Here is a 26,398-nt window from a genome sequence, read left to right as displayed (position 1 = left end):
TTTCAAGGTACTTGCTTTTTTGATACTCTTAGATAATAAATATTGTAAAAAATAGGATAATTTGGATATGGATGTTGAAAATTATTAACTTAAGACATACAATTATATCAATGGTACTCGTAACAGAATTTTTATGAAACTTTATTGATAAAGAAAAAAATATCTTTATTCCTGTTTCAAAATTAGGAGGACAAAAATGAAAAAAAGAATAATTTCTTTATGTATGAGTATAGTCATTACGCTTTTTATGGTGGATGTGGTTTTTGCAAGTACGTCTACGGATTTAAAAAATGAAAGCAGTCAAATTAACAGTAAAACGGAACAGTTTTTATATGGCGATTGGAAGGCCAAATCTATTTTAGGGTCTCAAATGAATGCAAAGGATCCTATTGAGTATCATGAAGGAGACAAGATATTGGGAAAAGTTGTTGAAATTGCTCCCAATCTTTTTTCAACCAGTGATTTTGCTCCAGAATATGAAAATTGTGTAGTAAATATAAGTAATGTTCAATACAAAGTTAAAGATAGTCTTACAGGAAACGAATTTACATCTAAATATAAAGTTTCTGAAGAGATAATAAAGATAAAGGATGACGACCAAATAGAAGTGATACAGGTAGTATCCGAAGATAAAAATGATACAAATATCCAACTGATGCTGATTGTTGTAAATACTGAAAGGTTACTTATTTATCTTAATAATGAGTATTTTGAACTAGGAAAAAACTTCTGGTCTGAAAATGATATGAATGTAGCCATATATGATCCGTATGTTTCTGACGACGGCTTTTATCATGTTGAATATCTTAATAACGAAGCGGAACTGGTGTCGGAAGAAGACTCTATTCGGTTACTTATGATAAATGGGGGGTTTGTACCGTACCCGGATATGAAGGTTATAAACAACCGTATGTTAGTACCTTTAAAGGTCTTTTCTGAACAGATGGGAGCAAAAGTTGACTGGGATGAAGAGAATCAGACGATTAATATAACGGAAGAAAAAACTAAAATTAGACTTACTATAAATAATCACAAGGCAAGTATAAACAATAATATTAAAACGATTGAGGCAACACCTGTCATACTGGACGGGAAGATTTATGTACCAGTACGATTTGTGGCTGAAGCTCTTTCTGCGGATGTTGAATACATTTCTGAGTTTAGTAAGTATGAAGATAGGAAGAAAAAAACTGTAAATCATGTTTCTGTAGTCGCAATTGAGAAACCGAATAAGAAGGATAAGGTGTATTCCATAGAGGAAGGACTTATGAAAGTGAAAGAAACTTCCGTAGAAGAGTACAATGATCTACTTATTTTTTTAAAGGAAAGTAACCGCACTTTTGATGACATTTGTAAGGATTATGCTGCTCAAGATATTGTTTATACCAATCAGATAGTTGGGAGGTATTATGTTTATCGGCTAGAGGCATTCCCGGATTTCAACATTTATTTTAATAAGTATACGGGAGAAATTTATAGTGAGTGTAGTGGATTACCTTTTTTGTCCATTAGTAAGGAGTTTATCAATATTTCATGGATATACCAGTGAAAATAAATAATTTATAGTGTTAGGAAGTCGAATTGCAGGAAATATCTGTAGGCAAAACAATAACCTAATAGAAGGAGCCGATAACCACAGGATACACTCTCGTAGGTTATCGGCGCTGGGCCTATACGCCGTTATCTTATGCTAACATGTCCAATGGCGCCAACACAATGATTTGTGTTTTTTAGTGTTTATTTCTTCTCAACAGGAATCCAAATTTCACTATAGGCATAATCTTTTTTATGCTCATCCATTTTAGTAAAAGAAAAAGTAGGGGCATTGATTACTTTGTAATCGGAAGAAGGAAGCCATTCTGAATAAATTTTTGCCATTGTTTCTTGAAATGTAGAAGGAAATGATCCTTTGTTTGGAAATACTGCCCAAGTGTAGGCTTTGACTGGCACTTTTTCTAACAGATTACTTACTTTATTTTCAGTCGTTAAAATACCTATCAGATGAGTTAAATCTCCTTCTTCTTTTAAGAAATTTGCGTCAGCCTCGTAAGAAGCATTGATAATTTCATAAGGCTCAATATTTTGAAGAGAATGCATTTCTTCCTTTTGTTGCTCCGTTATGCTTTGTGCAAGCTTTACAATCTCGTTATTTACCCTTCAAATTGCATAGGGACACGTTTGCTTACACCGACTAAATTAAATGCTGGTTTGTCTTCAATTCTAAATTCCATAGAAATTCCTCCCTTAACGGTTATTATAAATGATAGTTTGGGAAATGATTGACTTATACCTTTTTTTTATTACATCTGAGGGCAAAACCCCACTCCATTTTTTAAATGCTCTAGTAAAGCCGTTCATTAACTGATAACCATATTTCAAAGCAACATCTGTTACTTTTTCTCCATGCAATAAATCTTTATTTGCTTCCGACAATTTTCTGTTCTTGATATATTCACTAAGGGTCAATCCTGAAAGATAAAAAAATCTTTCTAAAGTGATAGTCAGAAAACCCAGCATAGTCAGAAATTATTTTAAGAGATAGGTCATCATCGGTTAAATGTTCTTCAATATAGTTAATCACATGATTTAATTCGTTTAACATGATCTCCCTCTTTTCATATCTACATAATACCAAAGCTAATTTTACGATCTCGACTTTTTTAACACAAAAAATATCGAATCGTTATATAATTTCCCATATTACATCACCTTACAAACATGCATGCTTTTAGAATATGTATGGATAAGAAATAATTTAATAGATGAATCAGAGGACATGTGATTTGAGAGAGAATTTGAGGCAAAACCAGATGAAAAGTGCCCTTAAATGGGAGCAAAAGATCTACAGCCTTTACATTTTTATGGTCAGGCTTTCTTTATTATGAAGTACTTGAAATAGAGTTCAAATCTGGAATTGTAATACAACCGTGAATTCCAGATTTTGATTAAGACGGCAGCAAAAATGATTGCAAGAATCGGTCTATGTTGCCATTTGACCAGGTTCAGGTAACTCCGAATTTCATATTTAAATTTTATCAAATTTATTGTCTAAAAACATAAATACGCGTTGAAAAGTTATAGGAAAGGATATACAATTATAGTAACTATATCATTGTATCCCTCATTTTGATAGAATACAATTCTATCGCACCTCTTTTTTAATCTTTTAAGGATGAATACTTTACCCCATGAATTTTAGTTTTGAAATTAAATAAATAAACCTTCATTTTAACCTAATGGAGGCTTAAATGTATCATTCTTATATTATTGAAAGAAATAATGCAAAAGCGAATGAATATGGACAAAATTGTTACTTTATTTGTAATTTATAGGAAAGACAGTAATGAAATTGACAACTTTCTAATCGCAGCTATACTGTACAAAGATTCTGGTTGGAGGCAATTGAAAAATTGAAGAAAACAGTGATTGAGAGATAAATGATAACGTACATTTTAACGCTCTAAAAATTTATAACGAGAGGTAAATTATATCATGCAAGAAACCATCCGATCTCGATCGTTCAATCCAAACGAAGAGATATTGGAAAGCGTATCTGAGGAAACACAAACAGGTAGTGAATCATTACAAGATCCATCCCAAGAAATGCCCCTTAATCAGCCAGATGATTACCACCTGAATCATCCGGATATTAATGAAGCAAAAAGACTAGAGGAGTATTTTAAACTATTTGACATTTTCCGGGGGCGTAATCCTCAGATGATAACGCTTATTTTTGCCGGAGCAAAATCTATTGCTACCACCCTCGGACACTTTACCATGGAAGAAGCCAATAATATTCTTGGTTATATGAAGAAAAGTAATCGCGATAAAGTAATCCGAGAACTTTCTAAGAGCGGTTGGATCGTTTCTGATGGCTTTCATTATCGGATGCCAGGAAGAGTGAGGTCTTTACTTATACATATTTTTGCCTCTTTGGCCCGAGGGGAATTAACAACAGCTGAAGAGATTAAGCTTATCACTTTTGAAGCGGAAATGGCTGAGAACTATGGTCTCGATGAAGAACAAGCTGCATCCAATATAACCATGGCGTTTCGCCAGTTATCCTATTGGGATCAGGTGTTGGAACATATTATACAGAAAAGATCCCGTAGGGAAGTCGCTAAGATTGCTGAAGAGTCAAAAGACATACGAGATGCTATTCGTTTGATTAAAGAAGAAGTCAGTAAGAAGAAAAATGTCTTTGCCCAGACAGGCTATGATGACTTTTTTAATGTAACTAGTTTATTGACGGATCACTTTACCCAAATCCTTCAAATGGCTATTCAGTATTCCAGGGAAGATGGAAAAGCCATGGGAAAATATATATCCATGGAAATGATCGAGGAGACATTGCACGAAGCATCTTTGGAAGGATTGGCAAGTTTTACCTTTAAGAATTTTTCTGCATCCAAACAAGTTTTACAGCTTAGGGAAGAAACGCTGCAATCACGAACCATTGCCTTTTTTAATAATCAAAAAGAACTCATAATTGATACGCCTGCTCCGGAACCGGTAGACATTGTTGAGGAAGAACTTATCGTCGAAAATAAACAAAACCCTTTGGAGATTTTCTACCAAGAGGTTTTATTGAAAATGGAAGAAAGACTTCAGGTGCCTATGGAAGAAGTTATATTTGAACCTGCCCAAAATTATGGAGTTGCCATGTATAAGACGGGTCAGTTGATTAAACTTACCAGAGAACTAAAGGAGCTGGAAGAGGAGCTCCATAAAGAGGCCATGATACTGGAAGTAAGAGAAAACTTTAAAGAATTAGAATATGGCCCAGTAGAAACTGTCAGTGAGTGTTATGTAAGGAGGTTGGAAAATGAATCTCTCGGAGTTTAAACCAAATCCTGAAGCACAGCGAATCTGTTCCTTGTTTCATTACGGTTGGGTTTCCAAGAAAGAAGTTGGCAACCTAGAAACTGATATTCATCTTTACCGGGATGTACAACTTTATTTTTCTCTGATGGGTTATGAATTGCTAAATCCACCAGGGACTGAATGGTATATAATCAGACTTAAAAAAGAATTTGACAACAATGCTTTCGACTATTTTCAAAAGCGCAACAAAGTCCTGGATCGAAGGCATTTAGCCCTTTTAACCATTATATATGCCAAACTCATTATGCCAAAAAAATTAGGACATGTGGAAGAAGATGCGGTAATTCACTTAACAATTGATCAAATCGTCTTTAACTACGGTGAAAAATTCCGCAATGCCAAGCAGCACCCTCAGACAGCTATCCAACATCTGCTCCGTCCATTAAAAAAATATTATTATATTATGGTGGACAAAGACAAAATTTTCCCTGGGCCTGCTCTCTACATGCTCCATAATGATTTGCTGGTCGAGCTTTGTGAGTTTATAATTCAGGGAATAACCGACAATTTGAAAGCTCTATCCCAAATCAAAGAAGAAGAAATCGTTAAAGAGGATGAAGTAAATGATTAAAAATTTTTCTAGCATTTTTTGGGGCTATCTGCCACCGACTAAAGAACCCTATCCGGCTCATAACAAAGTAAATGCCTTTATCGGTCCTTCGGGTCATGGGAAAACAACGGCTTGGGATGGATTGCGTCTAATGCTCGGTGCGACTTCTTTTGAAAGTAAGAGACCCTTTTGGTTTTATGTGCACCCGGACAGCAATTGGGCTATATTAAGAGTTGATTTTTGGAATTTGCCGGTTAATCAGCAGAGGCCTTTTGAGGTGGAAGGTTATCGACAGGACGAAGTGACAGCTTGCTGCCAAATCTACAAAACAAAACAGGATTCTTGGACCAAGGACTATTATCTGTTCGACGGAGAGTTTAATGACTTGTCTGACTTGCATAAAAATCCTAAAGCTTATAGCCAGGCGCAGCTTACGGAAACCAATTACTTAGCTAAACTAAAAAACTGTTTGGGTATCACCAAAGAGTTCCGCAACTTGATGTCCATGAGTCCCGACACAGTTAGAGATGTGGTCAATTCCAGTTCTAATATGCTGTTTAATTTAATATTTGACCTGAAAGGAACCAAAGTATATAAAGAACGTTATGACCAAAGCAAAGCCCGGTTGGCTCAGGAAAGCATCAATCTTCAAAGAGCGCAAGAAGAATTGACGGAAGCAGAGCAAAAATATCAGGAAGCGCAAGTCAAGGCGGAACGATTTGCGAAATATCAAAGCAAAACCAAAGAAGTGGGACAGACCGAATTAAAATTAAGAAAACTGGAATATTACGAAACAGAATCTCAAATTGAAAAGAACAATCAAGAAATAAGACAAATCAAGGCACAAATACAAATCGAAAATGAAAAAGTAGCCAAACAAACCGCTGAGTTGACAATCCTAGATGAAAAAAGCACCTTAGCCAAAGAAGAATTGGGAAGATACGATGAATTGGAAAGAAAAATAAATTCAGAAATGGATACCTTCAATGTCCAAAAAGGGGAAATGACGACCACTTTAGAAAGTTTGAGAGTAGAAATTGAACAGCTGGAAAAAATTCGGCCGCAAGATATCAACGAATTGATTCAACTTCAAAAGGTACTAGTTTTGGACGTTGACGAGGCTAAACTAGCGCATTTAGTTAGAGCCAAAGAGCAAAAAGAGATTCAGGAAAGACTTGTAGAACTGAGTAAAAACAATATTCCTTACAAAACAGATGTGAAAGAATTCAGAAATGTTTTGCAACAGAACGCTATTCAATATCTTATGCTAGCCGATGCCATCAGTATTAAACCAGAAATGAAAAAGTGGCAGGAAGCGGTGGAAGCGATTTTAGGGAATAACCGCTATCGGATTGTCGTGGACGAAAAATATTACTTACCGGCTAAAAAGCTGCAGGAACAATATAAATATGGTGCAAGATTATGTCTTCCCAAAAAGGGAATGAAGATATTTAATGAACCTAAAACCAACTATCCTACGGTACGTTCTGTCCTCAATGTCTCCCATCCCGAAAAAATAGAAGGATACCTGAATCATTTGAACCATATCTACTTGGTCGATACGGTGGAAGAAGGAGATCAACTGCAAAAGAAAGGCTTTACCAGCATCACAGCCCGCGGTTTGCTTCAGGATAATGACGGATCTATCCATCTCAAATACCATAACTTATGCTGTGGAAAAATGGCCATTGAAGAAGAGTACACAAGAACCCAGAAACAGTATGAAGAAGTATCAAAGTCTGTCCAGAAGCTCTTTAACGACCTTACCAAGCTAACCTCCGACCTGAATAGTTTGGAAAAGGAAATTAACGAGCAAATAAAATTGGCAAAACTGCCTGAGCTTAAAGAAGATTTTAGTACCAAGACCTTGGCCTGGCGGGAAATTTTGAATAAAATTACTTCTGCTAAAGAACAGCGTGAGGAAGCTATAAATAGGAAAGTAGGGCTGAATGAGAGTTATACGGCTCTCGAAATCGAAAAAACCAACGCTACTAATACAAAAAATAATGCAGAAAATGAAATCAATAAATTAACAACCCATTATACCAACCTGCAGAATGGCTTGTGGTCTTTGCAGACTACGCTTGAAGATGCATGCAACAAGCTGAGAGAACTGCAAATAAGTGCTGAAGAAATTGAATTTATCTCCTGCGATGTTCAGACCTCTTCTTTCGCTGATGCTAAGGGGAATCGTTTTACTGCTAAATACCTCAGCGATAAGCTCCTTGCTTTGCAGAAAGAGCAAACGGACCTTCATAACCCCAGCGTCAATGAAAATATTGTGATGGTGGTTAAGGCCCAGGAAGGTCAGGTTGACAAACTGAGAGAACGCCTTAATCGTCTAGAAGAGGAAAGGGCAGAGTGGGACCGGGAATGTCGGGACCTGTTGGAGCAGCTGAAATCTCATATTAAAACAATTATGAGAGAGTATATCGCAGAATTTCAGACTTTGGCCGATTTGCTAAAAGCTAATGCCAAGGGGAAGCTGGAAGAAATCACACCGGAACCAGAAACCTGGCAGCTTCATTTAGCTATTGGCTTTGATGATAAAAAACCCAGTCCCATCGACGGGCCAGATTTAAGTTCCGGTCAGAAAGCCTGTACCAGCTTAATGATTTTACTGGCTGCGCTCAACAGTCAGAAAGAGGGAAATGTGTCTCCTATCATGTTTCTGGATGAACCCAAGGCCAGAGTAGATGATGACCGTGGTAATGAAATCGGTCAATTACTGCAAGTAACCGATATTCAATATTTCATTACTCACCAACAGGGCGAATCACTGAAAAGCATTGATTGGATTGACCACGCTTACTCCTGTAGCGCTAGGGAACGAGATAAACAATTTGCCAATCCGCTCATTTTTAAACGAGCAAGGAGAAACCTGTAATATCCGGTATTATTGTGGACATAAGGTATAACCAGGAGATTAATATCCTGTATTGAAAAATACAATAAATCAGTCTCTCGTTTATTTGCAGTTAGTGTCTATCAGATTAGTGAAGAAACCATTAATGGAGTGAGAAAACAATGATTCTAGAACATATTTTTACGATTGATGAACGTCTTGTTGGAATAAAGGTTAACAAAATATATAAGCCTGAGTACCGATTCCCTGTTGAAATGCTAGTAACTGGAGAAAAGTTTAATGATGTAGAGGTTACTTTAAATAAGCCTCATGGTAAGAGGTTGATTATGGAGTCTATCCTTAAACTGCTTAAAAAAGGCCCCAAACAATATAACACACTGGTTAACCAAGGGCTTCAGCAATTTTCTTGGACTGATTTAAATGACTCATTAGAAATTCTTTTATTAGACGGTATAATACAAATTACTTTCAAAAATAAAAACCCAAGAAAGGCAATTGATTGGTTACCCAAAATAGTTCAGCTTGATTCTAATGCGGCGGGATCCTTTTTAGAGGAAAAGCCGAGCATTGATTGCGAATTTGAAGAATTAAAGAATTCAGTAGCCAATTTGATAATTGATACTGAAAGTCCGCTGAAAAGGTATGTACTTAGATGGCTTGAAGAAAAAGCAATAGTAGAGCAATCAGGGATTGTAATTGCCGATTATACATCTTTTCGAAAATATAAGTCAATCGTTCTTATAGTTGCCCACTACATCAATTTAAAAGAGTATGGGGAAAAATTACCCTTGCGTTATTTGTCAAATCAAATTTGGGGTCAGCCCGGATTGCTAAGCACTTATAAAAATGAAATTATTCTTTCTGCAGATATAACATTAGATGAACTTGATGAAGTGCTCCTTCCAGACATCAATGCTACTTTATATACACCACTGATATTAATTTCTCCAGTAGAAGAATTAAAAAATTTGACTTCTAAATTTTTTGAACCGGAAAATTCCCAAGATATCTTATTATTTTCAGTCAATGAAATGAATTCGTATGTTCAAAAAATTATTGAAATCATTGGAAATTCTCAAAATGAGAGTTTAAATGCTTTTTTGAAAGATTATTACACTCTTAATAAAATATTTTCTGAGGACAATGACAAGGGATCCCAATTATCTGCCTTAAATAATTTCAATAATTCTATTAATGCATTAAAAAAAGAAATTTTAAAAACAGGGCAAATTAGATATCAGTTTGAAATGATCATTTTAGAAGAAATAGGAAGCGGCTCTTTTTCTAGAGTTTATAAAGTATTTGATTCCGAATCAAAAAAAATCGTAGCCTGTAAAGTCCTTTTTCCACGAAGTTATTTTAAACAAGTTTATGGAAATGATGGGGATGAATATATCCTGCGTTTTAAGCGTGAGGTCAGGTTACTGACCAAAGAACTACACCACAGAAACATTATTGATGTAGAGAAGATTCAACTTGAGGGATCTCCTTTTTGGTTTACTATGCCTTTAGCGAGTTTTTCTTTAGAAAAATGGATAAAGGATAATCGCCAAGCCTCTGAAGAACAGCGAATGGAGATTTTTAATCAAATTATATCGGGTGTTAAGTACTTGCATGAGCAAGATAAATATCATCGAGATTTATCTCCAAAGAATATTTTATTATATGAAATAAATAACCAGCTGGAAGTGAAAATTGCTGATTTTGGATTGGCAAAGGACCCCCAATCATTATCATTTTTTACAGGTTTATCAAAGAAAGGCTATGGACAAGTGAATTTTACTGATCCTGAACAGCTAAATAGTCTAGCAAGGTCCACGCATTTATCTGATATTTATTCACTTGGGGCATTACTGTACTATTTGTTAAGTGGCAAATTGCCAAAAAAAAGATTTTATGTTTCGGTTGTATGTCAAAGTGTAGTTATGAAAGCTATGGATATACGGAGTAAACGCTATCAAACGGTACATGATTTTGAGAATGATTTGAAAGGATGTATGGAATTGGTTAAAAAGACTAAGCTTTACGTTCCTCTGATTATATTAAATCTTCTCTTTGTATGGAGAGCCTGAAGTATTTTACTTCGGTTCAGGCACATAGAATACTTCATTTTTAATATTGCATTTAAGGTATCATACTCTCGCCAAGGGATTATTGGTTTCATCCGACATCTTTTTTGTATTTTCACGACATACGGAGTACGAGGTTCTGATATGTGGACAATGGACAGGAAGATACAAACCATTCACTCCCATTACCGCTTTCATTTTCATAAGTAAAAGTTAAACCGCTTACTGTTCGGGCAATCTGCAATCCGTAAAGGTATTCGGTGGCGGGCAGATATTTTGGGAGCAGAGATTTCAAATAGGAGTGATTTTCATGAGATATCATCGTACTCATTTTTTCAATGACCGTCTCTATGTCCATTCCATCAATATGCGTAATCTTTTTATATCGCAGAACTTCATCTTCTCTTGCCGTATTGACCGCATAAATGCCATCTGAAAACCGATAAGACTCAAGAGGGCATAGACGCGATTCTCCTTTTAGATAAATTATGCTTTGATAGCCCAGCGCAATTTGGCAGAACGCGCCCGCCCGTTGTTACTCCGTTCTTCTGCTGATGCACGGATCGGTTCCTCTGCAATTTCACGATAAACCCCGTCTCGAAACAGGCTCTGAAAAGATTTTTTAACGAGACGATCTTCCCCTGAATGGAAGGTGAGAATGGCAACCCGTCCGCCTTCGGCAAGTGCGGACGGAAGATTATCTAAAAATTTACGCAATACTCCAAATTCATTGTTGACATCAATTCGCAAGGCTTGGAAGCACCGCTGACAGGCTTTTTTGATCTCTTCATTGCTGTTGCTGCCAGGTATCGACTTTAACGTATTCTTGATTATCTGCTGGAGCTGTGTTGTAGTATCGACAGCGGTTCCCTTTCTGATTCCAGAAACAATTGCTCGGGCGATTGCTTTGGCATTCGGTTCGTCTGAGTTTTCTCTTAATATACATTCCAATTCGTCTTGCGAAATGGTTTTCAAACGATCTGCGGCGGATTTACCTTTTTTGGGATTCAGTCTTAAATCCAAAGGCCCTTCGGCTTTAAAGGTGAAGCCTCTTTCCGGATTGTCTATTTGCATAGAAGAGACACCCAAATCAGCCAGAATGAAATTCAAAGGCCCTGATTCAGCAACAATTTGATTGATACTGGAGAAGTTCATTTGCCGTATCGTCAAAATTTCCGGGCCGTATCCTAAACTTTCTAAACGGGCCTGTGTACGTGGCAATTCAATAGGGTCCACATCAACCGCATACAGATGCCCTTTGAAGTCCAAACACTTGAGCATTTCCCGCGTATGTCCGCCGTAACCCAGCGTTGCATCTAGTCCGATTTGTCCGGGAGTGATTTGCAAGAATTCTAATATTTCATCAACGCAAATAGAACGATGCATACCGGCTGGGGTACTTCCCTTTTGCATAACTTTTTCAACTGTATCGGCATATTTTTCGGGTTGAAGTTCTTTATACTTATCTTGATAAGCTTTAGGGTGAGTGCCCTTATATCGAACTCTTCGCTGGTGTTTTTCTTCGTGATTATCCATTGCATCCTCCGGCTCATTTTATCTTATTTTGCACTGATCTTTTAAATCATATCATAACAAATGCCAATCAAAAAAGCAAACTTGGGTGAATCCAAAATGGGGCGGAACTGGGTGCTGAGGAATTTTATGTTGAATTCATCGCAAAATTTAATACAATAATAGTAGCAAAGAAAGGTAGTGGACTTTCTGAGTTAGAAAGAAAAATTGGGGAATTACTTAATAGTAGGAGAAAAAACAATATTATTGGGAGGAAACGCAATGACTAAACATCGTATCTATACAATGAGCTTTGCCAGTGTATATCCCCTTCTTATTGCAAAGGCGGAGAAAAAAGGGCGTACTAAATCAGAAGTGGATGAAATCATTCGGTGGTTAACTGGATATACTCAGGATGAAATAGAGGAGCAATTAATAAAACAAACAGATTATGAGACATTCTTTAACGAGGCTCCATTCCTCAATCCAGCAAGAAAACTAATAAAGGGAGTAGTTTGCGGCGTTAGGGTAGAAGATATAGAAGAGCCTACCATGCAGGAAATAAGATATTTGGACAAACTGATTGATGAATTGGCAAAAGGCAAATCGATGGATAAAATACTTCGGGAGCAATAGGCTTGTATGCACTATTATAAATATAATCCAGAAAGGATTTTATATGAAAGAAGATCTAGAAAGAGTTAATAGATTGTATAAATACATTCAGAGACTTATGAATCAGGAAGATAGCAAACAGCTGTATGAAAGATATAAGAGTGACTTTGAGAAAGTTACACCTCAGGAGATCTTTGAGGTCTTTTACATGATACTTCAAAAAGGAATCGAACCGAAAGAAATACTTGTTATTCTGGATAAAGTCATCAATGTATTTTATAAGGGCTTGATTTCGTATCAATGGAATAGACCAGAGAAAGGTAGCTTTTTGGATTTCCTTATGATGGAGAACTGCGCACTACTAGAGAAACTTGAAGCAATTAAAGAAATACTGAACGAAAAAGATTTATTAGCAAAGAAAAAGAAATTAATTCCGAGAATAAATGAGCTTGTTCAATTTAACCAACATTATTTAAAAAAGGAAAATATCCTTTTCCCATATCTTGAGAAAAAGATGGAGAAGTTCAACGGGCTGACGATTATGTGGTCACTGCATGATATGGCAAGAACGCAAATTAAAAAAGTAATGGAGTATCTGGAATCTGAAACCTGTAAAGAGGCAGAGATTAATGAACAGATAGGGAGTTTGTTTTTTATCCTGCATGGAATTGTAAAAAAAGAAGAGCTCATTCTTTTTCCGGCTGCGAGTGAAGTCATAGAGAAAAACGAGTGGCGTGAAATGCAGAAGCAAAGTTTTGAGTATGAGTTTCCGTTCATACCACGGCCGAAACAGCAAGCTGAAAGTCTCCAAGAATCCAGAAGTAATGATAATATGAACGCAGACATTAATGGAAGGTATAAATTTAAAACGGAAACCGGTGAATTGGATTTCGAACAAATAGTGCTGCTGTTTAATGCATTGCCTGTTGACCTGACCTTTGTTGATGAAAATAACAGAGTAAGATATTTTACAAGACCGAAAGATCGAATTTTCCCTAGATCGCCGGCGATTATCGGAAGGGATGTTGATAAGTGTCATCCCCCTGAAAGTGTTCATGTTGTTCATAAAATAATGGATTCATTTCGATCTGGAAAGAAGGATACAGCCACATTCTGGATAAATATTAAGGGGAAAATAATCCTAATACAATATTTTGCTTTAAGAAATGCACAAGGTGAATATAAAGGTGTCCTGGAAGCTAGTCAGGATATAACAGAAATAAAAAATCTAGAAGGTGAAAAAAGATTGCTTGGATGGGAAGAATAGAGTCACATAAATTATATATAGGTAAAATTGTTAAGTTTTTTACCTATATTAAATTGACGTAGGTAAAAAAGTTGAAAGAGAGGCAAGAGAATATTTCTTGCCTCTCTTTACTTTTTGATACTATTCATCATTTCCCCCAGCTTGGCAAGGTCTTCTGTCCAAACGCCGAAAATTTCCAGAAGCTTTTCATATTTCTCGTTTGCTTCCTTGTTTGGATGGATTAGACTTTGCGACTTGTGAATACTCGGTATCCTGTCATAACCGTTCCAAACGCCACATGCATTTGCTGCAATAGCGGCAGCGCCTAAGGATGCGGCATTCTGATCAATATTGGTTTTAAGGATCGGTAAGTTATAGATATCTGCAAACATTCTCAGCCATACAGGACTTTTGCTTCCGCCGCCACAAATCAGCATATTACCATTTGCTGCAACGCTGTTCAGCAAAATGTCCAGTGTCTTTCTTAAAGCCATTGCAATCCCTTCCATGGTCGCTCGAACCATATCCTCTCTGGTGTTGCGCAAGGTGAGGCCTGCGAAGCTTCCTGCGAGGTAAGGGCTGGACTCTTGGGCACTACCTCCGGCAAGACTTGGATTAAAAAGGACGCCATTGCTCCCAATTGGGACGGACTCTGCCATTTTATTCATGAGCTCATAAGCATCGGTATCGCTCCCTAAATCCCGGCAGAGATGATCCCTGACCCAACGGTTGGAATTACCGGCGGAAAAAATAGAAACGGCAGAAGTATAGAAGCCCTTTTTTACATGTGCAAAAACAAAGGGTCTGGTTTTCACATCAATGATAGGCTTCTGAGAGGTGACGGCAATCCAACTGGAAGAACCCAATGAGGTGTAGAGAGTCCCTTGGGATAAACCGGTGGCACCTAAGGACATGCAGGTATTGTCTACAGCACCGCATGCAACCGGAGTACCTTGAATAAGACCTGATTCTACTGAAGCGGCCTCAGTGACATACCCGATAATGGAATCGCTAGGCTTGATGTCGGGAAATAGGTTGCGGTCAATGTCCGCAGCTTCGAAGAAGCGATCCTCATAATCCCATTTTTCCAGATTGAACACCCCAAAACCGGATGCGTAGGAAGGATCGGTGCACATAGTCCCGGTGAATTTATAGTTTACAAAATCTTTGGAACCAAGGATTTTATGTATTTTGCTGAAAAGAACGGGTTGATGTTCCTTAAGCCACATCAGTTTTAAAATCGTATAACACTCCGCAGGGTCGCCATTTCCAGTCGTCTCATACCAGTTTTCGTAAGAAAGCTTTTCAAAGAAGCGGCTGACTTGATCCTCGGCTCTCATGTCGCACCAGATCGGAACCTGATCGGCCAGAAGATTCCCGTTTATATCGAGGGGGACAGCTACCAGACTATGGCCGGAAAGTGCTACACAGGCGATGGAGCTTGGGTCGATGCCAGTTTTATTCAACAGCATTTTCGTTGCCTTGCAGACACTATCCCACCAGTCCATTGGTCTTTGCTCAATGAATTGATCAGCGGGGAAAAACGTTTCATATTCGATAAATAGGTCGGATAAAGAATAGCCGTTCTCATTGAAAAGAGACGCCTTGATGCCTCCGGTGCCTAAATCGTAAGCGATGAAATTCTTCATGCAAAATCCCCCTCTTTTAGGTAGTGTAAATCCGAATACCATGATCCAGATAATATTCTTTATATAAAGCAGGTACAGTATCATTCATAATGATATTCGGTACCGAGTCTAAATTGCCTACCTTCATAAATGCCCGAAAACCGAATTTTGAATGATCCACAGCAAAGAATGGCTGCTGACATCTAGAGGAAACAGCCTTAATAATTTCTAAAACATTCGTGTCCGACAAGGTGTAGCCGGCATCAATATCTGCACCGTCTATAGAAAAGAAGCATTTGCTGATATAGATATTATTCAGATCTTTATTAATATCATTCGGTATCGTATATAAGCCTTTGTTATCGATTCTTCCGCCCAGAAAATAAATCTGTATGGTCGAATTGTTGCTTAATACATTCGAAACCAGAAGATTATTGGTAAAGATCTTCAGGTTATTCCGGGATACCAAAGCCTTCGCAATATAATAGGACGTGGAACCGGGACCTAAAAAAACCCATTCTTCATCGGAGATTAAATGAGAGGCAATCATACCAAGTTCTTCCTTGGCTTTATCGTATTTTACGATATTACCAATAAGAGCGGAATTCACATCTTCCTCCAGACTGATTGCGGAATTCAACGATGCTCCGCCATGATATCTGGTGATGAATCCCTCTTGCTCCAATTCATCAAAATCCTTTCTTATCGTTGCTTCTGTCACATTCAGCAGCTTGCTTAGCACGGCGACCTCAATCTGCTTTCGTTCAAAAATAATCTCTTTAATTCTTCGTTTTCTCTCTGCTTTAAACATATATTTCATCCTCTTCTAGGTTTTTTATCTTGAATTATTATACTACGAAAAAACAAAAGTAAAAGCAATTTAACAAAAATAAAGAGAAAAAAACGAAAAAACAAAACGAAACGAAAGATTAAAGTGAATATAAATGAAAAAATAAGAAAACCAAACGTTGACAAACAAAAAACACGATGATATATTTAAAATACAAAAAAGCACTTGATTCCTGACGGAGACGACTAGACATTTTGTGTAATTATTTCATGATGGGAGAGGTAAAGGATGAAAATAGGTTTTTGCGTAGTAAACTATTCAGAAAAGCCGGTAGAAGAGGTTGTAAAAATAGCGGCGGAACATGGCTATGACTGTGTTGAACTGCCTACATACGAAGACAATGGGCAAATAGATGCAAAGGAAATGCTCAAAAACGGGAATGCGAAAAAGTTGAAAAAAATGGTTGAAGATCATGGACTGTTTATTTCATCACTCAGTAATCATGCGGATTCCCTATTGGTAATGGGGCCTTACGGCGCTGGAACAGATTCCATCTGTCCGGGCACCAAGGAAGAGAAGATTAAATTCGGAACGGAGAGCTTGATTCGCTCCGCCCAGCTTGCCAGTGAGCTGGAAGTGCCCGCTGTGGTGGCTTTCTCCGGAATAGAGAATTACGGTCACATTAACGATTGGCCGGAACCCAACGGCTGGAAATATGAAGAGGAACAATTTGTAGAAAAATATACGCCTATCCTTGACAAATACAGGGAATACGGCGTGAAACTGGCGTTTGAGCCGCATCCGAACAATATCATCTATGATACCCAGTCTGCGCTTAGATGCCTGGAGATCGTAGATCATCATCCGGCGTATGCAATCAATCTGGATCCAGCAAATATTTTATTTTCTGGGGTTAATATTCAAACCTTTGTGGATGAATTGCAAGGCCGTATTGCGGTAGTCCATGCAAAAGACTGTGAATTCGTCCATCATAATATGGCAAAGGGTGGACTGAATATGTATATGCAGGATGGCTGGGGGCGGTTGGATCGCTCTTTCCGGTTCAGAATCCCCGGTTGGGGGGATGTGGAATGGAAGCGGTTGATCAGTGAGCTTTTTATTACGGGTTACGATTATGTATTGAATTATGAGCATGAAGACGTCATCATGAGTCGTGGCGACGGTGTCAAGAAGACCATCGAATTCTTACGTCCGCTGATGATTGAGGCTCCGTATGAAGGTCGTTCCGATAAATTGTTTACAAAATAGGGAGAGGGGAGATTCTATGAAGACGATGAGAGCACAAGTGTTAACCGAACCATATCATTTTGAACTAAAGGAAGTTCCGATTCCGGAAATTTCTGATGACGAGGTATTGATTAAGATTAAGTACTGCGGAATTTGCGGCTCGGACTGGGGATCCTATACCGGGAAATATGCAGAAGAGGTAGCTTGTATTCCTTTAACCACCGGGCATGAGTTCTTTGGAACCATCGAAAAGTTGGGGGCAAATTCACTTGGATTAAAAATAGGGGACCGTGTTGCGGCAGATATTTGCAAACCTTGTGGTATCTGTTATCATTGCCGGATTGGGGAACCTCTACTTTGCAGTGATTTCAAACAAATTGGCATTCATCTGGATGGCGGATTTGCAGAGTATGTAAAAGTACCCTGGAAAAATGTTTACCTGGTACCGGATGAAGTATCGGATGAAAAGGCGGCCTTTATTGAACCGTTGACAGCTTGCCTGAATGCATCCAAGAAAATGGACTGTAAAATTGCAAGAAGCGTTGTTGTCATCGGAGCCGGACTTGGGATTATTCACGCAGCTTTGGCAAAAGCCCGGGGAGCAGTGCCGGTTATTGTCATTGATGCCAACCCCGACAGATTGGCGATGGCGAAGGAAATGGTGGCGGATTATACCATTAACATAAAGGAAGTCGATCCCGTGGAAGAAGTAATGAGACTGACCGATGGTGTAGGAGCAGATTATGTTCTGGAAGCGGTTGGCAACTCCAAGACGTATGAACAGGCCTTTAAAATGGTTCGAAAAGGCGGCAAGGTGGAAGCATTCGGTATCTGCGCGGATGATGATTTCGCAACGATTGCACCAGTCCAGTTTGTACTGGAGGAAAAGAAGGTCAGCGGCAGTTGTGCCGGGATCGGTTACGATTGGGCAGATGCAATCCAGTTACTGAAATATAATCGTGTTGATCCTACCCCTTTGATTTCCATGATTGTTCCGCTGGAAGAACTGGAGCAGGCGTTGAATGAAATCAGAGAGAATCCAAAGTTGATTAAGGTATTGGTCAGCCCTGAAGTCAAAGAAAGAGTTGTATTATACCGATAAAACGGAATTCAAGAGACTGAATTCGTGGAGGTTTAGCATGGATTACAAGGAAACACTATTACAACCAATTATGATTGGCAACAGAAAATGTGAAAACCGTTTTTTTGCACAGCCGATGGAATGCGTGGATGCCGACTTGGAGGGCAATCCAACAGAACTTACATACAGAAGATACGAGAATCTTTACAAAGGTAATTTTGGATTTGTTGATTTAGAAGCCATTACGGTTACCAATGAGAGCCGTGCCAGAAAAACTCAACTAGAGATTATGCCCAGAAATGAAAAAGCCCTTGAGAAATTCATCAGAAGATTAAAAGAAGTCAATCCGAATGTCTTAATCGTATTTCAATTAACGCATTCCGGAGAAATTAGTGAGCCTGAATTTTCAAGGAGAGTTACCGTAAAACAGATGCACGGGCTGGAAGGAGATTTGCTGACAGAAGAAGAAGTGGAACATATCATGGATCAGTTCGAGCTGGCTGCAAAGATCACACAAAATGTCGGTGCAGATGGAATAGACCTGAAATTCTGCCATGGCTATCTGGGTTCCCAGATATTAAGACCCTATAATGACCGTAAATGGAAGTATGGTGGTTCATGGGAAAATCGTTCCCGATTTGCTTATGATCTAATGGAACGGATTCAGAAAGCTACTGGTTATGATAAGAACTTCCTGATCGGCTCAAAGGTGTCCATGTGGGAAGGGTTCCCTGGTGGCTGTGGATCAGCGGGACCTGACTCGCCCCTGATGGATATGACCGAATCCATCGATCTGATAAAGGGTTTGGAAGAACGTGGAGCCCAATACTTTATTGAATCTTTGGGAAATGTTCATTCCAGTATGGCCTATATGGAAGCCATTCAGGATGAGCCCTATTTATCTTATCTGCATTTCTATTTTGCAAACCTAATGAAACAGAATTTGAAAAAGAAAACGGTGGTGATCGGTTCTCATTTCTCCTCTTTCAGAGGGAAGAAGAATAAGCTCCTTTCCGTGGCACCTGAGAAATCCTCCCTATTTGCCATGGGCAGCCGCTGCATCGAGGATGGCATGATGGATATGATCGGTCTGGGAAGACAATCCTTTGCGGATCCGTTGACTCCCCTCAAACTAAAAGAGGGTAGGGAAGATGAAATCAAATACTGCTTCCAGTGCATGAACTGTGAAGAATTGATGATTCGCCAGCAGCCGGTCGGTTGTGTTGCGTTTAATAAGCATTATATAGAGCTGTTCAAGGAAGTAAGAAAGACCTTCGGGAAACTGGAGGAATTACACACTTAAAACAAATAATGTTTAGAACCTATCATGAAAGGAAAGAAAGGTGACGATAAATGAAAGAGTACAGAAAACAGGTATTGACGGTAAAAGATATTGCTTATATGATGGATCCCAGCGTTTTGAAGCTGGATACTTCCTATGAAGATGTATATGCATTGGTAGACGCATGTAAAAAATATGATTTTGGGTCCTGCTTCGCATGGCCGGGGTACTACCCATTATTGAGCAGCCTTTTGAAGGATACCAATACTTCTTTCGGCACTTCCCTGAGTTTCCCTTCGGGCCAGGAGGCGACGCATACCAAGGTTCAGCAGGCAGAATGGTTTATGACGATGGATCCGGTGGAGGTCGATATGGTCATGAATGTGGGATGGCTAAAATCCAAACGGTATGACGAAGTTCTGGCGGATATCAAAGCCGTACGCGAAGCCACAAAGGGTGCATCCTTAAAGGTTATTATTGAAGCGATGGTCTTAACAGACGAAGAAATAGAGAAAGCCTGCGAATTATCAATCGAGGCTGGGGCGGATTATGTAAAGTCCGGTACGGGATTTTCGAGCGATCCTACAACCGTTCATCATGTTCAGGTTATGCATAAGGCAATCGCAGGAAGGGCGAAGCTAAAGGTTGCAGGGGGCGTACGATCACTGGATACTTTATTGAAGATGTACAAAGCAGGGGCAGACCGCTTTGGCATTGGCTTAATTTCGGCAGTCAGCATCATTGAAGAGGCTATTGCAATCGGGCATGATATCGATATGGACACGATTCAAGTGGATTAAGGCTTCTCTAATCAAATTATTTTATTACATACATAAAAGGAACACACTCCTGTATTTTGGGAATGCGTTCCTTTTAGTTATTTTTGTTTCATGTTTTAAATAAGGCGGACGCAGAGAGCTTGCTATACTCAGTTTACAATTCGTGCGCAAGTTGGCTATACTGTTGTTAGTAACTATTAAGTACAAAAAAAGATGTACTTAGTGAGGAGGGTTATTGCAGTATGCATATTAATGCATTATAATGTATACGGGCCATTTTGATTATAATCTTATCGATGAGGTGAGGGGGAATAATCTGGCTGTCTGCAAAATTATTTAGTAAAATTGGCTAAAAGCCTACTTTGATGGGAGCGACTATGCAAACTTCTGCCATACTATTAATTGCCTCAATCGGGGCTATTTCTGTTTTATTGATGTTGTATGTCTACATCTTTATGTTTGAACGCAGGCTTTTTCTTGGCCTGTGGTTTATTGGCTGGAGTATCATTGCGATTAATTATAGTTTGGATGCTTTTTTCCCTGACTTATTGAGGCAAAACCACCTGATTTTACTTCTTAGTCTAAGTTCATATTTCTATGCAAATCTTTTAATATCATGGGGTACTTTAATATTCCTGAAAATCAAATCTGGAATATCTCTATTTTTAAGCATAGGAATAATCTGGCTATTGTTTTTTGTCTTTTTCTCAAACCAGAATGGGTCGGATTTGCAGATAATTAAATACACCTATTTAGCGATATTTGCTCTATCCTTCTGGATCGGCGCGGCTATGATCATGTCGGCCAAAAGGTACGGAAATCTTGCTCTTTTTTTAGGTTTATTGAATATAGCTTGGGTCGGCAATACCGTTATTTTTTCTTATATTCTAAAAATACCTCAGATGGCTCCCTATATTGTTTCGCAAATACTCTTACTCTTCAACGCAATTGGACTTATTCAGCTTTTTTTTAAAGCGCAAAAGGATGAGATTGAGCGAGGAATGGCTCACATAACTTACCTCACTTTCTACGATGAATTGACCGGATTGTATAATAAGGCTTATTTTGATAAAAAAATGCAAGAACTGGAAAAAACCAATGACTGTCTGCCCATTTCCTTGCTCATTGGCGATATGAACGGGCTGAAATTCGTTAATGATGTTTTTGGTCATCAGGAGGGGGATAATTGGCTTAAAAGGATTGCCCTCATTATTCAACAATCTTGTCGTCAAAACGATATTATAGCAAGATGGGGCGGTGATGAATTCGCTATTATTCTACCAAACACAGACAAAGAAACAGCTCTCGATATTGTACATAAAATTAGCGAAGCCTGTAAAAGAAATCAAGAGGCAGGTATTCTTTTAAGTATCTCCTTGGGTGCAGCAACTAAAAGTGACAGTGAAGCAGATTTGTCCAAGGTCTTAAAAGAAGCTGAAGAATTAATGTATGAAATTAAGCTTATCGAAGGCAAGAAAGCCAGGTGCGCCATCGCTGAAACCTTAGATAAATTGCTGCAGGAAAAAAATTATGAAACCAAAGAACATGTTGAAAGATTGGAATCTCTCGCTAAAGAGTTTGCACAAATTCTTAATTTTTCCAAGGAAAACCTTAATAACCTTGTGCAGGCTACAAAGTTACATGACATCGGTAAAATCGGTATCCCTGAAGATATTGTTCTGAAGGAGACCCCTCTTAATGAATCAGAATGGTTTATTATGAGAAAGCATGTTGAAATTGGGTATCGAATTGCTCACGCGTCCGGAGAATTTGCCCATCTCGCCGATATCATTTTATATCACCATGAATGGTGGGACGGCCAAGGCTATCCCCAGGGACTTAAAGGAGAAGAGATTCCTCTTTTGTCACGTATCATATCCATTTTGGATTCCTTTGATGTCATGACCTGGCAACCTTATAAACCTGCAAAGACTATAAACGAAGCGCTACATGAACTTTATCTCAAGGCAGGAACCCAGCTGGATCCTACTTTAGTTCCAATCTTTATTAAGATGATGACCAATAAAAGCCTAAGCAATTAATATTGGTGATTTGTTAATGAAAATATAAAATGAAGAAATTGATGAGAATATCGCATTAACAAACATGGCACAGGACCATGATATAAAAATTTAAAGAGCAAAGGAGCTGATGAAGTGAAACTAAGAAAAAATTATACGTGTCCACTAGAATTAGTGCATGATATTGTGAAAGGGAAGTGGAAGACTATTCTTATTTTCCAACTCAGAAATGGAAAATGCTCTCTCTCAGAACTTCAACGAAACATTGATGGAATTAGTCAAAAAATGCTGATAGAGCAGTTGAGTGAGCTAAAAGAATTTGAATTGATTGATAAAAAATCATATGAGGGGTTTCCGCTTAAAGTAGAATACTTCTTAACTCCACGAGGAGAGAAAATGCTGGCATCTATTAAGATTATGCAGGAAATAGGGATTGAATATATGGTTGAACAAGGTATGACAAATTTCTTAGACAAGAAAGGAATTTGTTACTAACATTTCATACACACAAAAAAGTAAGTAATTTACTTGGCAATAATTATGCTATATCATTTTTTTTATATAGAAAGAAGGTATGAAAAATGAATAAAGCATTATTAATTATTGATGTTCAAAATGACTATTTTCCAAACGGAAAATGTGAACTACATCAACCTGAGCTGGCATTAAGCTCGATAAAAAAACTATTAAGATATTTTCGTGATAATAAACTTCCTGTTTACCATATCAAGCATTTATCAGAAAAAAACGCAGCTTTCTTTGTTCCAAATACAGATGGAGTGAATATCCATAAAGATATTATGCCGCTAGATTCTGAAAAAATCATTATAAAGCATTATCCAAATAGCTTTTTTGAAACTGATTTACAAGCTGAACTTTCAAAGGAGCGTATTTCAGATATAGTTATTTGCGGTATGATGACACACATGTGTGTTGATACAACTGTTAGAGCTGCAAAAGACTATGGATATAATATTACGCTTGTATCAGATGCCTGTGCCACAAAAGATTTAGAGTGGAATGGTTTAACTATTCCTGCTAATATCGTTCAAGATGTATATATGGCTTCTATAAATTCAAAGTTTGCAAATGTCATTACAAGTGAAAATATATTAGAATAATAGGATATTTCCATACCCTTTTGAGTTTATTCTTTATATTAGTATTGAGACCATACGATAAAAGGCTGCCGATTTGATATTGGCAGCCTTTATAAATATTAACTTTTTTCGGTTTATTTAGCTGTTTGAAACTTTGATTTCTCCCATTTAATGTATGCATCATACATTTTAAGTGCTTGCTTCATCTTTTTGTCTGTTACTTTTGATGGATCTTTTAGAATGCTTCCCATTTGTAAAAGTTGTGATTCTACAAATTTTAAGTTATTCATTCGGCTTTGAGGATCGACTTTCTTATTTTTTGATGCAACGACACTTTCTTTAAACATAAAAAGAAGAAAGCTATGTTTCTTTTGTTTCGGCACTTGTTTGGATGATTCAAAAACTTGCTCAAACATTTTATATAGTTGTTTTGTTCGGATACGTGAATAGACTATAAGACCTATATTAGCTAAGATAAAGATCCCTAAAATGATAACCCATGTCGGTATGTGCATGTTGTATACTCCTTTTATAAGTTTTATATGTATTTTACAACAAATTACTGCAAAATACACGATATTTCTGTATAAAAATGAACATCTCTTACCATACCAATATATTCAAATATACTGAGCATTAAACAATGGCGTCAGCAGAATGTAGCTGAAGCTCAATATTACTATCTTCGAAAATTGCGTTTGGCCGCCTCCATAGAATCTCCACATGCAGATAATATAATGACATAAACTTAATCAGCCTTCCGACGGCGAAATAAGAAAGGTTTGTGTAAAAAGTGGGCAGCAGACGAATTTGGGAAATAGATTTTTTAAGAGCAATTGCAGTAATACTGATGGTTACCTTTCATGTAATATTTGATTTAAAAGAGTTTGCAGGTATTGATATCAATTATCAAAGTGGATTTTGGTATTGGATAGGTAAAATTTCTGCGCTGATGTTCCTATTTGTTGCGGGAATAAGCAGCGGCTTTAGTAAGAATAATGTAAAAAGGGGAATTAAGATTCTCCTATTTGCAGTAACAATAACTTTTGTTACATACATATTTTTTAGAGAACAGTATATCCGGTTCGGTATCTTACATTTGCTGGGAGTAAGTATGATTCTTTTCCCATTACTCAAAAGAATGAATAATGTACTTCTTCTTATAAGTGCGGCAGTTATAGCGTTTACAGCAGTACTAACAAAAGGCACTTTGGCAGATACAAGCCTACTGCTTCCCTTCGGTATTTCATATAAAGGATTTGTATCTCTTGATTACTACCCTATAAGTCCGTATCTCTCAGTATTTATAATAGGTGTTCTGGCTTACAAAATGTACTACTATAAAAGGGAGAGTCTTTTTAAATTCAATTATAAAAATGAATATATATCCGCGATAAGTAAAAATTCACTTGGAATTTATCTGATTCATCAGCCGATTCTTGTTGGAGGGATTTTTTTGTTTAATTTTCTGTCAAATAAATAATCGTTTTTGACTGAATTACACCATTTAGCGCGAAGTTACATATGCTAACAGGAATACAAAATTTAAAGGAGGAGAATAGGGGATGTTCTCTCAATCAGAACTTTCAACAATTAGTAGTTCCAGCGATACAAGTAGCTTTTCCTTATTAAGCACACCAAACCAATTGGATATGGATTTTGAACGTCTCATGCAATTTATTAAAGAAAGAGATGTTTCTCAAATAACGGAGGCTGTTAAGCGAAATTTAAAATATTTCAGCACAACAAACAACCGGCAATATAATAACACTATAAGATTCATCAATCAATATAAGCTCTGGGGGACTTATTATCCGGAGAAGGAAGATTATGAACTTGCAGATAATAGAGCCCATGCCCTTGTGGAACACAGGGAAGACTTTGAATGGCTCTACAAAATTCTCAAAGATTATCGTTCAAAAAGAATACTCGTTAATATACTTTCTTACTGGCTTATGTCGGAACCAAAAAAAATAGAGCAAATATGTGACAAAACCTTTAACCAATATTTTGATCTTGATATTGTAAAATGCAACAAAAATGAGGTTTTTGTGGATATCGGTGGATATATAGGAGATAGCCTTGTCTATTATCATAAGTCTTTCGGAAGAAACTGCTATAAAAAGATGTATTGCTATGAAATAGTATCTGCAAATATAGAATATATAGAAAAAAATATCGAACTCTTTCATCTTGACAATGTAATTATAAGAAAAAAGGGTGCAAGTGATAGAAATGGCACGATGTATCTTTCTTCTGACGCTTTATCGTCCGTAAGTCAACTTTCTGAAAGCGGAGCTATTGCTATTCCTATAGTAAAAGTAGATGATGATATAGAGGAAGACGTAACCTTTATAAAAATGGATATAGAAGGCGGAGAAGAGGAAGCTCTTTTAGGCTGTTTAGAAAAAATAAAGAAAAATCATCCAAAGCTTGCGTTAAGCGTATATCATAACCATAAAGATCTGTGGAAACTGGCCCGCATTATTTATGAAGCGGACCCTTCCTATAATTTTTATATACGTTATTATGGATTGCCGGTTTTTCCTACCGAATATATTCTGTACGCGGTCTAGGAGTGCTTCTTCGGACAATCAGCAGTATGAATTTAAGGTGCAGCCAAGGGTGTATAGGCCTCTGGCGGCACCTTTTTGTATTCCCTACATGCAACGCGCTGCTAGATTCAGCTTATCCTTTGTTCTAAAATTGTATATTGTACGCTTACCA

20 protein-coding genes and 1 pseudogene are annotated in these 26,398 nt (G+C 37.6%); 16 read left to right on the top strand and 5 right to left on the bottom strand.

Annotated elements, in window-relative coordinates; translation table 11 throughout:
• Window positions 1-196: 196 nt before the first annotated feature.
• Entirely contained in the window at window positions 197-1,549 is a 1,353-nt protein-coding gene (locus JYB65_RS04635; RefSeq protein WP_206581428.1) for a copper amine oxidase N-terminal domain-containing protein, read from the top strand.
• A gap of 188 nt (window positions 1,550-1,737) precedes the next feature.
• On the opposite strand, the pseudogene JYB65_RS04630 reads toward JYB65_RS04635, so the two are convergent.
• Window positions 1,738-2,602 (bottom strand): annotated as a pseudogene (locus JYB65_RS04630) (AraC family transcriptional regulator).
• 890 nt (window positions 2,603-3,492) lie between these two features.
• Between JYB65_RS04630 and JYB65_RS04625 the strand changes: the two are divergent.
• The 4 genes from JYB65_RS04625 to JYB65_RS04610 all read left to right on the top strand — a co-directional run bounded on the left by JYB65_RS04625 (window position 3,493) and on the right by JYB65_RS04610 (window position 10,372).
• Window positions 3,493-4,845, top strand: a complete 1,353-nt coding sequence (locus tag JYB65_RS04625; protein ID WP_206581427.1) for a hypothetical protein — start codon at window positions 3,493-3,495, stop codon at window positions 4,843-4,845.
• Complete coding sequence (locus JYB65_RS04620; RefSeq protein WP_206581426.1) at window positions 4,826-5,455, top strand: hypothetical protein; 630 nt, start codon at window positions 4,826-4,828, stop codon at window positions 5,453-5,455. The genes JYB65_RS04625 and JYB65_RS04620 overlap by 20 nt, the downstream gene beginning before the upstream one ends.
• Window positions 5,448-8,321 carry a coiled-coil domain-containing protein gene (locus JYB65_RS04615; RefSeq protein WP_206581425.1) on the top strand — a complete coding sequence of 958 codons (2,874 nt, stop codon included), beginning with the start codon at window positions 5,448-5,450 and terminating at the stop codon, window positions 8,319-8,321. The genes JYB65_RS04620 and JYB65_RS04615 overlap by 8 nt, the downstream gene beginning before the upstream one ends.
• Window positions 8,322-8,461: 140 nt before the next feature.
• Complete coding sequence (locus tag JYB65_RS04610) at window positions 8,462-10,372, top strand: serine/threonine-protein kinase (RefSeq protein ID WP_206581424.1); 1,911 nt, start codon at window positions 8,462-8,464, stop codon at window positions 10,370-10,372.
• 483 nt (window positions 10,373-10,855) lie between these two features.
• On the opposite strand, the gene rsmH is transcribed toward JYB65_RS04610, so the two are convergent.
• Window positions 10,856-11,905 carry a 16S rRNA (cytosine(1402)-N(4))-methyltransferase RsmH gene (gene rsmH / locus JYB65_RS04605; RefSeq protein WP_206581423.1) on the bottom strand — a complete coding sequence of 350 codons (1,050 nt, stop codon included), beginning with the start codon at window positions 11,903-11,905 and terminating at the stop codon, window positions 10,856-10,858.
• Between the two features lie 258 nt (window positions 11,906-12,163).
• Here rsmH and JYB65_RS04600 point away from each other — a divergent pair, with 258 nt between their 5' ends.
• Both JYB65_RS04600 and JYB65_RS04595 read left to right on the top strand, forming a co-directional pair.
• Window positions 12,164-12,517 (top strand): DUF2200 domain-containing protein, encoded by a 354-nt coding sequence (locus JYB65_RS04600; RefSeq protein WP_206581422.1) that lies wholly within the window; start codon window positions 12,164-12,166, stop codon window positions 12,515-12,517.
• A gap of 43 nt (window positions 12,518-12,560) precedes the next feature.
• Complete coding sequence (locus JYB65_RS04595; protein WP_206581421.1) at window positions 12,561-13,763, top strand: DUF438 domain-containing protein; 1,203 nt, start codon at window positions 12,561-12,563, stop codon at window positions 13,761-13,763.
• 107 nt (window positions 13,764-13,870) lie between these two features.
• Here the strand turns inward: JYB65_RS04595 and JYB65_RS04590 are convergent, their stop codons facing one another.
• Both JYB65_RS04590 and JYB65_RS04585 read right to left on the bottom strand, forming a co-directional pair.
• Window positions 13,871-15,391, bottom strand: a complete 1,521-nt coding sequence (locus tag JYB65_RS04590; RefSeq protein WP_206581420.1) for a xylulokinase — start codon at window positions 15,389-15,391, stop codon at window positions 13,871-13,873.
• A 16-nt stretch (window positions 15,392-15,407) separates the two neighbouring features.
• Window positions 15,408-16,181 (bottom strand): DeoR/GlpR family DNA-binding transcription regulator, encoded by a 774-nt coding sequence (locus JYB65_RS04585; protein WP_206581419.1) that lies wholly within the window; start codon window positions 16,179-16,181, stop codon window positions 15,408-15,410.
• 267 nt (window positions 16,182-16,448) lie between these two features.
• Here JYB65_RS04585 and JYB65_RS04580 point away from each other — a divergent pair, with 267 nt between their 5' ends.
• The 7 genes from JYB65_RS04580 to JYB65_RS04550 all read left to right on the top strand — a co-directional run bounded on the left by JYB65_RS04580 (window position 16,449) and on the right by JYB65_RS04550 (window position 23,692).
• The gene (locus JYB65_RS04580) at window positions 16,449-17,429 is read left to right on the top strand and encodes a sugar phosphate isomerase/epimerase family protein (protein WP_206581418.1); all 981 of its coding nucleotides are present in this window, start codon (window positions 16,449-16,451) and stop codon (window positions 17,427-17,429) included.
• Window positions 17,430-17,445: 16 nt separating this feature from the next.
• Window positions 17,446-18,510 (top strand): zinc-dependent alcohol dehydrogenase, encoded by a 1,065-nt coding sequence (locus JYB65_RS04575; protein ID WP_206581417.1) that lies wholly within the window; start codon window positions 17,446-17,448, stop codon window positions 18,508-18,510.
• Window positions 18,511-18,547: 37 nt separating this feature from the next.
• The gene (locus JYB65_RS04570) at window positions 18,548-19,792 is read left to right on the top strand and encodes an oxidoreductase (RefSeq protein WP_206581416.1); all 1,245 of its coding nucleotides are present in this window, start codon (window positions 18,548-18,550) and stop codon (window positions 19,790-19,792) included.
• A gap of 50 nt (window positions 19,793-19,842) precedes the next feature.
• A complete protein-coding gene (gene deoC, locus JYB65_RS04565) occupies window positions 19,843-20,571 on the top strand; it encodes a deoxyribose-phosphate aldolase (protein ID WP_206581415.1) in 729 nt (242 codons plus the stop codon).
• Between the two features lie 356 nt (window positions 20,572-20,927).
• A complete protein-coding gene (locus JYB65_RS04560; RefSeq protein ID WP_206581414.1) occupies window positions 20,928-22,592 on the top strand; it encodes a diguanylate cyclase in 1,665 nt (554 codons plus the stop codon).
• Between the two features lie 114 nt (window positions 22,593-22,706).
• Entirely contained in the window at window positions 22,707-23,066 is a 360-nt protein-coding gene (locus tag JYB65_RS04555) for a winged helix-turn-helix transcriptional regulator (RefSeq protein WP_206581413.1), read from the top strand.
• An 86-nt stretch (window positions 23,067-23,152) separates the two neighbouring features.
• Window positions 23,153-23,692 (top strand): cysteine hydrolase family protein, encoded by a 540-nt coding sequence (locus JYB65_RS04550; protein ID WP_206581412.1) that lies wholly within the window; start codon window positions 23,153-23,155, stop codon window positions 23,690-23,692.
• 113 nt (window positions 23,693-23,805) lie between these two features.
• Here JYB65_RS04550 and JYB65_RS04545 read toward each other — a convergent pair whose 3' ends face one another.
• A complete protein-coding gene (locus JYB65_RS04545; RefSeq protein WP_206581411.1) occupies window positions 23,806-24,186 on the bottom strand; it encodes a hypothetical protein in 381 nt (126 codons plus the stop codon).
• A 278-nt stretch (window positions 24,187-24,464) separates the two neighbouring features.
• On the opposite strand from JYB65_RS04545, the gene JYB65_RS04540 reads away from it, so the two are divergent.
• Complete coding sequence (locus JYB65_RS04540) at window positions 24,465-25,154, top strand: heparan-alpha-glucosaminide N-acetyltransferase (protein WP_342366617.1); 690 nt, start codon at window positions 24,465-24,467, stop codon at window positions 25,152-25,154.
• 82 nt (window positions 25,155-25,236) lie between these two features.
• Complete coding sequence (locus tag JYB65_RS04535; protein ID WP_206581410.1) at window positions 25,237-26,247, top strand: FkbM family methyltransferase; 1,011 nt, start codon at window positions 25,237-25,239, stop codon at window positions 26,245-26,247.
• Window positions 26,248-26,398 lie beyond the last annotated feature (151 nt).

Source organism: Clostridium aminobutyricum (assembly GCF_017255415.1).
Classification (GTDB): Bacteria; Bacillota; Clostridia; order Peptostreptococcales; family Anaerovoracaceae; genus Aminipila; species Aminipila aminobutyrica.
Note: the sequence above shows the minus strand (reverse complement) of the source record. Positions and strands in the feature narration are given on the sequence as shown.